Annotated in this window: 14 protein-coding genes; 8 read left to right on the top strand and 6 right to left on the bottom strand. The window is 68.0% G+C overall.

Translation table 11 applies throughout. The features are described from left to right. The 7 genes from HWW87_RS06580 to HWW87_RS06610 all read left to right on the top strand — a co-directional run bounded on the left by HWW87_RS06580 (nt 1) and on the right by HWW87_RS06610 (nt 7,018). The gene (locus HWW87_RS06580) at nt 1–1,029 is read left to right on the top strand and encodes a DNA polymerase III subunit delta' (protein ID WP_175819667.1); all 1,029 of its coding nucleotides are present in this window, start codon (nt 1–3) and stop codon (nt 1,027–1,029) included. Between the two features lie 141 nt (nt 1,030–1,170). Then, nucleotides 1,171–1,950, top strand: a complete 780-nt coding sequence (locus tag HWW87_RS06585; RefSeq protein ID WP_175819668.1) for a TatD family hydrolase — start codon at nt 1,171–1,173, stop codon at nt 1,948–1,950. Nucleotides 1,951–1,993: 43 nt separating this feature from the next. Beyond that, nucleotides 1,994–2,704, top strand: a complete 711-nt coding sequence (locus tag HWW87_RS06590) for an ankyrin repeat domain-containing protein (RefSeq protein ID WP_175819669.1) — start codon at nt 1,994–1,996, stop codon at nt 2,702–2,704. Between the two features lie 118 nt (nt 2,705–2,822). After that, on the top strand, nt 2,823–3,179 hold the full coding sequence (locus tag HWW87_RS06595) for a Rap1a/Tai family immunity protein (protein ID WP_006485939.1): 357 nt from the start codon (nt 2,823–2,825) through the stop codon (nt 3,177–3,179). Nucleotides 3,180–3,268: 89 nt separating this feature from the next. After that, the gene (locus tag HWW87_RS06600) at nt 3,269–4,441 is read left to right on the top strand and encodes a mechanosensitive ion channel domain-containing protein (protein ID WP_175819670.1); all 1,173 of its coding nucleotides are present in this window, start codon (nt 3,269–3,271) and stop codon (nt 4,439–4,441) included. A gap of 50 nt (nt 4,442–4,491) precedes the next feature. After that, nucleotides 4,492–5,667 (top strand): AAA family ATPase, encoded by a 1,176-nt coding sequence (locus tag HWW87_RS06605; protein WP_175819671.1) that lies wholly within the window; start codon nt 4,492–4,494, stop codon nt 5,665–5,667. Between the two features lie 286 nt (nt 5,668–5,953). Then, complete coding sequence (locus tag HWW87_RS06610; RefSeq protein ID WP_175819672.1) at nt 5,954–7,018, top strand: glycosyltransferase family 4 protein; 1,065 nt, start codon at nt 5,954–5,956, stop codon at nt 7,016–7,018. Nucleotides 7,019–7,139: 121 nt separating this feature from the next. On the opposite strand, the gene HWW87_RS06615 is transcribed toward HWW87_RS06610, so the two are convergent. From HWW87_RS06615 to HWW87_RS06625, 3 genes are all read right to left on the bottom strand, one after another. Further along, nucleotides 7,140–7,727: a YSC84-related protein gene (locus HWW87_RS06615; RefSeq protein ID WP_006478613.1), complete on the bottom strand. Its 588-nt coding sequence runs from the start codon at nt 7,725–7,727 to the stop codon at nt 7,140–7,142. 249 nt (nt 7,728–7,976) lie between these two features. Continuing rightward, nucleotides 7,977–8,426, bottom strand: coding sequence for a hypothetical protein (locus tag HWW87_RS06620; RefSeq protein ID WP_174431652.1), 450 nt, complete (start codon nt 8,424–8,426; stop codon nt 7,977–7,979). 256 nt (nt 8,427–8,682) lie between these two features. Beyond that, nucleotides 8,683–8,973 (bottom strand): PsiF family protein, encoded by a 291-nt coding sequence (locus HWW87_RS06625; protein ID WP_174388134.1) that lies wholly within the window; start codon nt 8,971–8,973, stop codon nt 8,683–8,685. A gap of 272 nt (nt 8,974–9,245) precedes the next feature. Between HWW87_RS06625 and HWW87_RS06630 the strand changes: the two genes are divergently transcribed. Further along, nucleotides 9,246–10,268 (top strand): asparaginase, encoded by a 1,023-nt coding sequence (locus HWW87_RS06630; RefSeq protein WP_175819673.1) that lies wholly within the window; start codon nt 9,246–9,248, stop codon nt 10,266–10,268. 89 nt (nt 10,269–10,357) lie between these two features. On the opposite strand, the gene lysM is transcribed toward HWW87_RS06630, so the two are convergent. The 3 genes from lysM to HWW87_RS06640 form a co-directional block, all read right to left on the bottom strand. Then, on the bottom strand, nt 10,358–10,828 hold the full coding sequence (gene lysM, locus HWW87_RS06635; protein WP_174431654.1) for a peptidoglycan-binding protein LysM: 471 nt from the start codon (nt 10,826–10,828) through the stop codon (nt 10,358–10,360). Nucleotides 10,829–10,839: 11 nt separating this feature from the next. Further along, nucleotides 10,840–10,965, bottom strand: coding sequence for a hypothetical protein (locus tag HWW87_RS37405; RefSeq protein WP_279608004.1), 126 nt, complete (start codon nt 10,963–10,965; stop codon nt 10,840–10,842). Between the two features lie 323 nt (nt 10,966–11,288). After that, nucleotides 11,289–12,182 (bottom strand): 2-hydroxy-3-oxopropionate reductase, encoded by an 894-nt coding sequence (locus tag HWW87_RS06640; RefSeq protein ID WP_027813618.1) that lies wholly within the window; start codon nt 12,180–12,182, stop codon nt 11,289–11,291. Nucleotides 12,183–12,190 lie beyond the last annotated feature (8 nt).

The following is a 12,190-nucleotide window of genomic DNA, read 5'->3' on the forward strand; positions in this document are numbered from 1 at the left end:
ATGATCTATCCGTGGCAAACCGACGACTGGAACCGCCTGCAGCAACTGCGCACGCAATGGCCGCATGCGCTGCTGCTGCACGGTCAGGCCGGGATCGGCAAGCTGCAGTTCGCGCAGCATCTCGCGCAGGGCTTCCTGTGCGAATCGCCGCAGCCGAACGGCGAGCCGTGCGGCGCCTGCGCGGCCTGCAACTGGTTCTCGCAGGGCAACCATCCGGACTACCGGATCGTGCTGCCCGAGGTGCTGGCGGGCGAGGCGCCGGGCGCGGCGGACGACGCGAAGCCGGCCGACGCGGACGAAGGCGGCAAGAAGACGCGGGTGCCGAGCAAGGAAATCAAGATCGAGCAGGTGCGCGCGCTGCTCGACTTCTGCGGGGTGGGTTCGCACCGCGGCGGCGCGCGCGTCGTCGTGCTGTATCCGGCCGAGGCGCTCAATGTCGCCGCGTCGAACGCGCTGCTGAAAACGCTGGAGGAGCCGCCGGCCGGCGTCGTGTTCCTGCTCGTGTCGGCGCGCATCGACCGCCTGTTGCCGACGATCATCAGCCGCTGCCGCCAGTGGCCGATGACCGTGCCGGCGCCGGAGGCGGCCGCCGCGTGGCTCGCGGCGCAGGGCGTCGACCACGCAAGCGCGCTGCTCGCCGAAGCCGGCGGCGCGCCGCTCGCCGCGCTGGCGCTCGCGAGCGACGAGAACCGCCCGCTGCGCGACTACACGCTCGGGCAACTGGCCGCCGGTGGGGCTTGCGATCCGTTCGCATGCGGCGAGACGCTGCAGAAGCTGCCGGTGCCGCTGGTGCTCGGCTGGCTGCAGCGCTGGCTGTACGATCTGCTCGCACAGCGGATGGCCGGTGCGCCGCGCTACTTCCCGATGCACGCGGCGGCCCTTGCGCGCTGCGCGGAAGCGGTCGACGCGAACGCATTCGCGCGCTTCATGAAAGCCGTGACGCGGCAGCGGACGGTCGAGAACCATCCGCTCAACGCGCGGCTCGTATTCGAGGAATTGTTTCTCGGATATCGGGAAATGTTTGCTTGATCCGGCATTGTTTCCGATGGGTTACGAAACGATGAACGGATCACGCGGGGGCGCGACCGGGGCTGGCCGGCCCGCCCACGCTGCCCGGTGCCGCATGCCGGCGGGCGCATGAGCGTCCGTCTCACGTATTCAGGAAACACGATGTTCGTCGACTCTCACTGCCACATCAATTTCAAGGGCCTGGCCGACCGCCTGCCGGCCGTTCTCGAGAACATGCGCGAGCACGACGTCACGCACGCGCTGTGCGTGTCGGTCGATTTCGAGACGCTGCCCGACGTGCTCGCGATCGCCGAAGCGCACGACAACGTGTACGCATCGGTCGGCGTGCATCCCGATCACGAGGACATGCACGAGCCGACGCTCGCGGAGCTCGTCGAGCTGGCCGCGCACCCGAAGGTCGTCGCGATCGGCGAAACCGGCCTCGACTACTACCGTCTCGAAGGCCGCTCGATCGCCGACATGGAATGGCAGCGCGAACGCTTTCGCACGCACATCCGCGCGGCGACCGCGACGATGAAGCCGCTGATCATCCACACGCGTTCGTCGTCGGAGGACACGCTGCGGATCATGGCCGAGGAGCGCGCGGACGTGCCGGGCGGCGTGATGCACTGCTTCACCGAGCCGTGGGCCGTCGCCGAGCAGGCGCTCGCGCAGAACTTCCATATCTCGCTGTCGGGCATCGTCACGTTCAAGAACGCGACCGACGTGCAGGACGTCGCGCGGCGCGTGCCGCTCGACCGGCTGCTGATCGAAACCGACTCGCCGTACCTCGCGCCGGTGCCGTATCGCGGCAAGCCGAATGAACCTGCGTACGTCAGCCATGTCGGACGCTTTATCGCATCCGAGCGCGGGATCGCCGTCGAGGCGCTCGCCGATGCGACGACGCAGAATTTTTTCCGGCTGTTCAAGATCGCCCGCTAACGACGTGCGCGCAGCCGACAACCCAGGGAAGGAGCCCACAACAATGACGAAGCCGACCAATCATCTGCCCAAACGCGCACTCGTTGCGGCCGCATTCGTCGCGAGCGGGCTGTTCGCCGCCGCCGGCGCGCAGGCCGAGTCGCTCGACGCGATCGTCAAGGCCGTCAAGTTCGACGACATCGCCGATATCGGCAAGCAGCTCAAGAGCGGCAAGCTCGATCCGAACACGCTCGCGCCGAACGGCGACCCGATCCTCGTGATCGCCGCACGCGAGAAGTCCGACAAGGTCGCGGCGGCGATCGCCACGACGCCGAACGTCGATCTCGAGAAGGAAGACAAGGCCGGCGAAAACGCGCTGATGCTCGCCTCGCTGAACGGCGACCTCGACCTCGTCAAGCTGCTGATCGACAAGGGCGCGGAAGTCAGCAAGAAGGGCTGGGCGCCGCTGCACTACGCGGCGACCAACGGTCAGGACGCGGTCGTCAAGGTGCTGCTCGACCACGACGCGTACATCGACACCGCATCGCCGAACGGCACGACGCCGCTGATGATGGCCGCGCGCGGCAACCATGCGTCGACGGTCACGCTGCTGCTCGACCAGGGCGCCGATCCGCAAGTGAAGAACCAGCTCGGCATCACCGCGCTCGAGTTCGCGAAGCACTACAACGCGCCGGACGCGATCGGGATCCTGAGCAAGCGGACGACGCGTATCGGTGCGGCGACGCCGGCAGATGCTCAAAAGAGTGCAAAATAACGGCTTTTGGTGCGGCGGCGCCTGTCCGTCCGGCCGGCTTCCGGCCGGCGTGGGGCATCCGGCGCCGCACCGGCCAACGCAGCAGGCGGTCTCCGGCCGCATTGACATAAGGAACACCATGTTGCGCGCAATGTTTTGTGCCGCGGCGTTTGCCGTGCCGTTGTCGGCGGCGGCTTTCACGGGCGCGGATCTCGACCGGCTGTGCGCGAAGACGGACGTCAAGTCGCGGGCGTCGTGCGCGGCCTATATCGAAGGCGCCGCCGATGGCGTCTACAACACGATCGATGCGATCGGCGGCACCACGGGGCCGCGCGTCGGTCAGTACTTCTGCCTGCCGCCCGACATCCGGGCGCAACAGATGACGGACGCGGTGCGCAAGTACATCGCGGAAAATCCGAAGCTGGCCGACTACAACGCGAGCACCGCGGTGTCGCTCGGCCTCGGCAAGGCGTTTCCCTGCAGGAGCGGCAACTGATCTGACGCCGTGTCCGGGTGCGTGCGTGGCCCGGACGTCGCCGACGCATCCAGGACGAAGCCTGTGCGCTTCATCACTCGAGGGCGCCGATGATTTCAATCGAGGAACTGCAGCGCATCGCCGATGCGCCGTTGCATTCGTGGCTCGGCACGCTGGGCGTGTCGGTCATCGTCATACTGGTCGTCGCGGTCGTGCACCGCCTCGGCGCACGCATCGTCAAGCGCGTCGCGCAGCCGTATCCGCTGATGAGCGCGATCCTGCGCTACGTCGACAAGCCGTCGCTCGTCGTGCTGGCGCTGCTGGCGCTCGAATTCCTGTGGGTTCAGGCGGACGACGGCATGTCGTTCGTGCGCGGCATGCGCACCGCGGCCGCGGTCGGCTCCATCGTGTCGCTCACGTGGCTGCTGGTGCGGCTCGCGGCCGGCGTCGGCGACGCGATCATCCAGGCCCATCCGATCGATACGGCCGACAATCTCCAGGCGCGGCGCATCCATACGCAGGCCAAGGTGCTCGTGCGGACCGTGATGGTGCTGATCGTGATCATCGGCGCCGGCGCCGCGCTGATGACGTTCCCGAACGTGCGACAGATCGGCGCGAGCCTGCTGGCATCGGCCGGTGTGGCAGGGCTGGTCGCCGGTATCGCCGCGCGGCCGGTGCTCGGCAACCTGATTGCCGGGTTGCAGATCGCGCTCACGCAGCCGATCCGGCTCGACGACGTGGTCGTGATCCAGGGCGAGTGGGGGCGCATCGAGGAAATCACCGGCTCGTTCGTGTCGGTGCGGCTGTGGGACCAGCGGCGTCTCGTCGTGCCGCTGCAGTGGATCATCGAGAATCCGTTCACGAACTGGACGCGCAGCAGCGCGGAAATCATCGGCAGCGTTTACCTGTCGGTCGATTACCGCACGCCGCTCGCGCCGCTGCGCGAGGAACTCGCACGGCTCGTCCACGCCGCGCCGGAATGGGACGGCCGCGTGCAGGTGCTGCAGGTGACCGACGCGACGGAGCGCACGATGCAACTGCGTGCGCTCGTCAGCGCGGCCGATTCGTCGTCGTGCTGGGATCTGCGCTGCCGCGTGCGCGAAGGGCTGATCGCCTATCTGCAGAACCGCTATCCGCAATGCCTGCCGCGCAGCCGGATGGAATTGTATCCGCACGAATCCGCGCCCCACGCGCCGAATCCCGAACGGCCGCACGCGCGGTCGCCCGCCGCCAGCACGGCGGCCAACACCGCAGCCGACCCGCAGGCCGTCGACGGCCGCTGAACGCGGCCCGGCGCCTGCCTGCCATTCCCCGTCGCCCATTCCCCATTCCCATGACCGCGCTGAAGACGCTCGCCATCGCCAATTACCGCTCGCTGCGCGAGCTGATCGTGCCGCTCGCGGCGCTCAACGTCGTCACGGGGCCGAACGGCAGCGGCAAGTCGAGCGTGTACCGCGCGCTGCGGCTGCTCGCCGATACCGCGCAGGGGCGCGTGATCCCGTCGCTTGCGCGCGAGGGCGGCTTGCCGTCGACGCTGTGGGCCGGCCCCGAGCGCTTCTCGCGCGCGATGCTGGCCGGCGAGGAGCCGGTGACGGGCACGGTGCGCAAGGGCCCGGTGAGCCTGAAGCTCGGCTTTGCGTGCGACGATTTCGGCTATTCGATCGATCTCGGCCTGCCGCTGCCGAGCCGCTCGCAGTTCGCGCTCGATCCGGTGGTCAAGCGCGAATGCATCTGGGGCGGCGCGTTGCTGCGCCCGTCCACGCTGCTGGTCGACCGGCAGGGCGCGCAGATCCGCGCGCGCACCGCATCGGGCGACTGGCAGACGATTCCGCAGCCGGTCGCGAGCTTCGACAGCATGATGACCGAGTTCGCCGATCCGACCGGCGCGCCCGAGATGATCGCGGTGCGCGAACGGATCCGCTCGTGGCGCTTCTACGACCATTTCCGGACCGATGCGCAGGCGTCGGCGCGCCAGTCGCACATCGGCACCCATACGCCGGTGCTCGCGGACGACGGGGCCGACCTGGCCGCCGCGCTGCAGACGATCCGCGAAATCGGCGACGCGGCGGCGCTCGACGCGGCGATCGACGACGCGTTTCCCGGCGCGTCGGTCGAGATCGACAATCCGGGCGGCCGCGGCCGCTTCGACGTGCTGATGCGCCAGCCGGGGCTGCTGCGGCCGCTGGCGGCGGCCGAGCTGTCCGACGGCACGCTGCGCTACCTGCTGCTCGCGGCCGCGCTGCTGACGCCGCGGCCGCCGGCGCTGATGGTGCTGAACGAACCGGAGACGAGCCTGCATCCCGATTTGCTGCCGGCGCTCGGCCGCCTGATCGCGCAGGCCGCCCGGCGTTCGCAGGTGCTGGTCGTGTCGCACGCGGCGCGGCTCATCGCGACGCTCGAGCGCGAGGCCGGCTGCGAATCGCTGGTGCTCGACAAGCAGCTCGGCGCGACCGCGCTCGTCGACGCCGATTCGCGCGACCTGCCGGCCTGGAAGTGGCCGTCGCGTTGACAGGCCCGATGGCGCGCTTGGGGCCGCGATCGGCGGCCGGCGCCGCCGGATCGGCCCGGCCGGGCCCGATGCGAGGCGGTCGGGTCCGCTCAGCCGAATGTATCCGGTCTGTAACAACCCCCAAAAAATGAAAGACCGGCGGTTCCGCTCATCGGGATCGCGAATAATAATGAGATATCCGGCTGGCGCCACGCCGGCCGGCGCTGCATGGACGCGGGGCGGGCGCGCGCAAGCGCGGGCCGCCGCCGGCCGTACCGCAACGGACAGGACACAGGAGACGTGGACCATGAGAATTGCCCAGATCGCCCCGCTGACCGAATCCGTGCCGCCGAAGCTGTACGGCGGCACGGAGCGCGTCGTGTCCTACATCACCGAGGCGCTCGTCGAGCTCGGCCACGATGTGACGCTGTTCGCGAGCGGCGATTCGACGACGCGGGCGAAGCTCGAGCCCGTGTGGCCGCGCGCGCTGCGGCTCGATACGTCGATCCGCGACCGGGTCGCGCCGCACATGCTGCTGATGGAAACGGTCGCGCGCCGCGCGAAGGATTTCGACGTGCTCCATTTCCACATGGACTACTACTCGTTCTCGGTCTTCAACCGGCAGGAAACGCCTTACGTGACGACGCTGCACGGCCGGCTCGACCTGCCCGAGCAGCAACCGGTGTTCGACACGTTCAACACGGCGCCGGTGATCTCGATTTCCAATGCGCAGCGCCAGCCGTTGCCGCAGGCGAAATGGCTGACGACCGTCTATCACGGGCTGCCCGATACGCTGTACATGCCGCAGCCCGTCCAGCCGCGCTATCTCGCGTTCCTCGGCCGCATCTCGCCGGAAAAACGCGTCGACACCGCGATCCGCATTGCCCGCCAGTGCGGGCTGCCGATCCGGATCGCCGCGAAGATCGACGCGGCCGACCAGGAATACTTCGACTGCGAGATCAAGCCGCTCTTCGCGCTGCCGCACGTCGAATACATCGGCGAGATCGCCGATCACGAGAAGGCCGAATTCCTGTCGGGCGCGCATGCGCTGCTGTTTCCGATCGACTGGCCGGAGCCGTTCGGGCTGGTGATGATCGAGGCGATGTCGTGCGGCACGCCGGTGATCGCGTTCAACCGCGGCGCGGTGCCCGAAGTGGTGGACGAGGGCGTGTCGGGTTTCATCGTCGAGGACGAAATCAGCGCGGTGGCCGCCGTAAACCGGCTGCACCTGCTGCCGCGTGCGCGCGTGCGGCAGCGCTTCGAGGAACGCTTCACGTCGCGCCGGATGGCGCAGGAGTACGTGGACGTGTACCAGTCGGTGATCCGCGCGCAGAAGCGCTCGCGCTTCAAGGTGATCGACTCGACGACCTGAACGGCCTGACCCACCTGACCGCCTTGGCGCACGGCGCCGGCGGATAAAAAAACGGCGATGCCCGCAAGGACATCGCCGTTTGCGCATGACCCGCGCGCAGCGCGCGGGCAGTGCGTCAACGTCAGATCTTGAGCTTCGTGACCTTCGTGCCGTTGATCGACACGTCGCCCATCAGGCCGGCGTTGGTCAGCACGACGACCTGGATCGGTGCGGTGGCCGTGTTGGAGTCGACCGCGCCGTTCGCGCCCATCTTCACGAGTGCGACCGATGCGCCGGCGCCGGCTGCCCAGCCGTCCGAGCCGCGGAATTCGTCGAGCGCCTGCTGCGTCATGAACAGGAACACGATCGCCTTCGACTGCGCGCCGGCCTGCAGGCCGACCGACAGCGACGACGTGTTGTAGTAGCCGACCGTGCTGCCGCCGACGCGCAGCGCGCCGTTGCCGGACTGGCCGCCGACGATGAAGCCGGCCTGGAGCACTTCCGGGAAGACCAGCACGCCGCGCGATTTCGCGACGAGCTCGCGTGAACCCTTGACCGTGGAGTACATGCGCGACAGCGTGGCGTCGACGCTCGCGTCGATCGACTGGCGCTTGGACGCGTTGGTCGCGGCGTTGTCCGGCTTGTCCGGGGTGGTGGTGCAACCGGTGAGCGCGAGGCTACCGACGATGAGTGCGGCGGCGGCTTTCAGGACAAGATTCCGTTTTTGCATCGTTGTTCTCCATCGGATGATGTTCGGAGTGAGTCTCGCTCAAGGAGCGGATCACGTCGGCAGTTATATCACAGCGGATTACGGCCTCTTTTCGTTGCCGCGTGAAAAAGCGTCAAATCGCGCGGGGGTGTCGCGGCGCGCCAACGGACGAAGCGGCGCCGACGCGCGACGCGCGCCCCGCGCGTGGTCTGCGAGCGGAGAATGCGGCGGTCGGGCAGAGGGCGGCGGCGCCTGGGGCGCGCGCCAGGGTCAGTGCGTGACGGGCGGAACGGGCGGTTTGATCGGCGGGCGGCGCAGCGCGCGGCGGATCAGCGCGATCACGACGCCGCACGCGAACAGGAACGCGGCCGGGACGACCCAGTAGCCGACGAACGCATGCCACAGATAGCCGGCGAGCGTATTGCGGCGCACCACGTATTCGTCGCGAGCCGCCTGCTGGCGCGGCGCGTTGGCGGCGAGCACATCGGCCGGGCAGCCGGCCGCGCGCGCTTCGTCAGGATCCCCGTGGCACTTCGCGGTGGCGCCGGCGGCCTGCTGCGCGTCGGTGAGCTGCCAGGTGGTCAGCGCGAGCTGCAGGTCCGCCTTGTTGTAGGCCATTTCCTCGCGGATCTCGCGCACGGCGATGATCGCGACGGGCACCGCCCAGAACACGATCACGATCAGCCAGCGGCGGAACCAGCGGTGTTGTCTCCATGCCATCCAAGCCTCCGTTTGACGCGCGTGCGCGTCCGTCTCGAGGGCGGCCCGATGGCGCTTCTTGGTCTTGGGTGGGCCGCGTTGCAGCCATCATAGAAGAAAACGCGGCGAATTGCCGCACCATATGGCGGCGCCGGGCCGGCAGGCGGAAAAACGGGGCGGGAAAGACTGGCATGCGCGCGTCGATGCGCGTGCAACGAAAACAAAAATGCCGCGCCCGCCGAAGCGGGGCGCGGCATTCAGACGGGAGCGCCGAAACTCAGGCGGCCGGCTGGCTGCTCAGGCAGCTCTTCATGAACGTCTTGCGATCGTCGCCCTTCTTGCCGGTGGCCTGCGTGTTGCACGCCTTCATCTTTTCCTGCTGCGTCATCGCCTTCGCGGGCTTCGTCGACAGGCAGTCCTTCATGAACGCCTTGCGTTCATCGCCCGTCTTGCCGGCTGCCTGGGTGTTACAGGCCTTCATCTTGTCCTGCTGGCTGTTGGCCGCGAAAGCGGGGGAAGCCAGCATGCCGCCGAGCAGCACTGCGGCTACGAGCGATTGGATTTTCATTTCGACACTCCCATGGGGTGAATTGCGTTTTATATCGACGCCGTCACGAAGCACGACGCAACGGGAACAGGGCCGCATCGCACCGCGCGCTCCGATTATGGCAAATCAATGTGAAAACACCAGAACGGCATTTCTATAACGCGGCGGCCGGCATGGCCGTTGACGGCGTGCGCGCGCCGGCGATCGGGACAAACCATGACACGGGGCGTTTGCGCCCCGTTGAACGCGCGTGACCTGACGGATGCCGGCCGCGAGCCATTACAATCGCGGCCATGAATACTCAGAATCCCGCATCCCCTCCGTCGGCGACGCCTCTGCCGCGCATCGCCGTACTCGCCACCGGCGGCACGATCGCCGGCGCCGCGCCCGACGCAGCCAGCACGGCCGGCTACCAGGCCGGCGCGCTCGGCGTCAATTTCCTGGTCGACGCCGTGCCGGCGCTCGCGTCGGTCGCCCGTATCGACGCGGAGCAGGTCGCCAGCATCGACAGCAAGGATCTCGCGCTGCCGCTGTGGAACACGCTCGCCGCGCGGATCGACGTGCTGATGGCCGACCCGGCCATCGATGGCATCGTGATCACCCACGGCACCGATACGCTCGAGGAAACCGCGTATGCGCTGCATCTGGTCGTCCGGGGCGACAAGCCGGTCGTGCTGACGGCCGCGATGCGGCCGGCCACCGCGCTGTCGTCCGACGGCCCGCTGAACCTGCTGAACGCGGTGACGGTGGCCGCGCATCCGGCCGCGCGCGGGCAGGGCGTGCTGGTCGCGTTCAACAACCGGATCCACGGCGCGCGCGATGTCGTGAAGACGAGCACCTATGCGGTCGACGCGTTCCAGTCGCCGGAGCTCGGCGCGCTCGGCTGGGTGCAGGACGGCCGCGTCGAATTCGCGCGGCGCGTCACGCGCACGCGCGACACGCAACTGGCGATCGCCGCGATCTGGCCGCCGGTCGAAGTCGTCGCGAGCTATGCGGGCGTGACACGCACGGCCGTCGATGCGCTCGTCGCGGCCGGCGTGCGCGGGCTCGTCGTCGCGGGCACCGGCAACGGGTCGATCCATGCGACGCTGCAGGCGGCGCTCGCCGATGCGGTGAAAGCGGGCGTGACGGTGGTCCGTGCGTCGCGCGTCGGTTCGGGGCACGTGATGCGCAACGGCGCCGCGAGCGACGATGCGCTCGGTTTCGTGAGCGGGGGCTCGCTGCACCCGTTCAAGGCGCGCGTGCTGCTGATGCTCGCGCTCGCGAACGGCATTCAGGATCGAGATGCACTGCAGCGCGCGTTCGATACGCTGTGACGGATGGCCGCCGCTCGGGCGGCGCGTAGCGCGCATAAAAAATGGCAGGCCAGTGGCCTGCCATTTTTGCGTCAGTGCTGCGCGAACGCTCAGGACTGCGGCGGAATCACCAGCTTCTGGCCCGGATAAATACGGTCCGGGCTCGACAGCATCGGCTTGTTCGCCTCGAAGATCGCCGGGTACTTGTTCGCGTCGCCATACACTTCCTTGGCGATCGCCGACAGCGTGTCGCCCGGCTTCACATCGTGGTACTGGACTTCCGGATCGTCCGGCTGCAGATCGTCGTCGTTGACGCCTGCGACGCCTTGCACGTTGCCGGCCGCGACCTTGACCTTCGCCTTCGTGTCGAGATCGGCAACGCTGCCCGACAGCGTGACGGTGCGCGATGCGCCGTCGAACGAGACGGTCAGGTTCGACGTGTCGAGACCTTGCGAGTTGATGTAGTTCTTGATCGCATCGGCCGCGGTCTGGTTCGCGGCATTCGGATCTTCCGCCGCTTGCGCGTCGGCGTGACCCAGCAGTTTTTCACCCGCCTCTTTGATAAACGAAAGAAGACCCATCGCTGTACTCCCTAGGTGGTTGAAAAAGAAAACGCGCCGTGAAGTGGTGAAAAAAACACCGCGCTGGACACGGTCACCGGAGTGAGCGCAAGCGCGGCGGATTTCTCGAAAGGCGTGGCGAAAGTGTAGGCGTTCATCGCGACGATTGCATGAAAAATCGCACGCTCGAACGTAAAGAAATGTAATACGCGAAATCCGACAGGCGGACACCCGACGACGACGTCTGACCGACCAAGGCTTCCCCGGCGCCGCCGGGTGCCGCTGCGGACCCCACCACGCCGCTCTCAGCCCAGAGCGGCGTTTTTCGCCCCGTCCCGCATGCGTTTCAGCGATGCCGGGCGGGGCGCCCCACCGTGATGCGCGCAGGTTCGCGCATCGATGCGACCGGCCGCGGCCGAGTCGCGTGTATGCGTCGCGCGCCTCCGCCATCGCAGCGAAAACGCGCGTTGTGACATCCGCGTTACGCGGCCGGCGTCTGGCCGATCTCGAAGTTCGACATGATCTCGAGCGCGCGCACGAGTGCCGAGTGATCCCATGCCTTGCCGCCGTGCGATGCGCACACGCTGAACAGCTGTTGCGCGCTCGCGGTGTGGGGCAGCGCGAGGCCGAGCTTGCGTGCGCCGTCGAGCGCGAGGTTCAGGTCCTTCTGGTGCAGCTCGATGCGGAAGCCCGGATCGAACGTGCGCTTGGTCATCCGCGCACCGTGCACTTCGAGGATGCGCGACGCGGCGAAGCCGCCCATCAGCGCCTGGCGCACGCGCTCCGGATCGGCGCCCGAGCGGGCGGCGAACAGCAGCGCTTCTCCGACCGCCTCGATGTTCAGCGCGACGATGATCTGGTTCGCGACCTTGCAGGTCTGGCCCGCGCCGTTGTCGCCGACGAGCGTGATGTTCTTGCCCATCTTCTCGAACAGCGGCTTCGCGCGCTCGAACGCCTTTTCCGGGCCGCCGACCATGATCGTCAGCGTCGCTTCGCGTGCGCCGACTTCGCCGCCGGACACCGGCGCGTCGAGGTAGTCGCAGCCGAGTGCATTGATCTGCTTTGCGAATGCTTGCGTGTCGAGCGGCGAGATCGAGCTCATGTCGATCACGAGCTTGCCGGCGGTCAGGCCCTTCGCGACGCCGTCGTCGGCGAACAGCACGTTCCGCACGTCGGGCGTGTCCGGCACCATCGAGATGATGATGTCGGCGTGCTGCGCGACTTCGGTCGAGTTCGCGACGACCTTCGCGCTCGCGCGCAGGTCGTCCGGGACCGGGAACGCACCGTTGACGACGAGCTGGTGGTCGCCCTTGAGCAGGTTGCGCGCCATGTGCGCGCCCATGATGCCGAGGCCGATGAAACCGATGGTTGCCATGTGAAAGT

Origin of the sequence: Burkholderia sp. BCC0419, from assembly GCF_902830285.1 — a bacterium.
In the GTDB taxonomy this organism is placed as follows: Bacteria; Pseudomonadota; Gammaproteobacteria; order Burkholderiales; family Burkholderiaceae; genus Burkholderia.

Coding starts and splice junctions, on each gene's coding strand:
- HWW87_RS06620 (WP_174431652.1), bottom strand. CDS start 8,426: ATGGCATGGAGACAACACCGCTGGTTCCGCCGCTGGCTGATCGTGATC.
- HWW87_RS06600 (WP_175819670.1), top strand. CDS start 3,269: ATGATTTCAATCGAGGAACTGCAGCGCATCGCCGATGCGCCGTTGCAT.
- lysM (WP_174431654.1), bottom strand. CDS start 10,828: ATGGGTCTTCTTTCGTTTATCAAAGAGGCGGGTGAAAAACTGCTGGGT.
- HWW87_RS06595 (WP_006485939.1), top strand. CDS start 2,823: ATGTTGCGCGCAATGTTTTGTGCCGCGGCGTTTGCCGTGCCGTTGTCG.
- HWW87_RS06625 (WP_174388134.1), bottom strand. CDS start 8,973: ATGAAAATCCAATCGCTCGTAGCCGCAGTGCTGCTCGGCGGCATGCTG.
- HWW87_RS06610 (WP_175819672.1), top strand. CDS start 5,954: ATGAGAATTGCCCAGATCGCCCCGCTGACCGAATCCGTGCCGCCGAAG.
- HWW87_RS06640 (WP_027813618.1), bottom strand. CDS start 12,182: ATGGCAACCATCGGTTTCATCGGCCTCGGCATCATGGGCGCGCACATG.
- HWW87_RS06630 (WP_175819673.1), top strand. CDS start 9,246: ATGAATACTCAGAATCCCGCATCCCCTCCGTCGGCGACGCCTCTGCCG.
- HWW87_RS06585 (WP_175819668.1), top strand. CDS start 1,171: ATGTTCGTCGACTCTCACTGCCACATCAATTTCAAGGGCCTGGCCGAC.
- HWW87_RS37405 (WP_279608004.1), bottom strand. CDS start 10,965: ATGAACGCCTACACTTTCGCCACGCCTTTCGAGAAATCCGCCGCGCTT.
- HWW87_RS06605 (WP_175819671.1), top strand. CDS start 4,492: ATGACCGCGCTGAAGACGCTCGCCATCGCCAATTACCGCTCGCTGCGC.
- HWW87_RS06580 (WP_175819667.1), top strand. CDS start 1: ATGATCTATCCGTGGCAAACCGACGACTGGAACCGCCTGCAGCAACTG.
- HWW87_RS06615 (WP_006478613.1), bottom strand. CDS start 7,727: ATGCAAAAACGGAATCTTGTCCTGAAAGCCGCCGCCGCACTCATCGTC.
- HWW87_RS06590 (WP_175819669.1), top strand. CDS start 1,994: ATGACGAAGCCGACCAATCATCTGCCCAAACGCGCACTCGTTGCGGCC.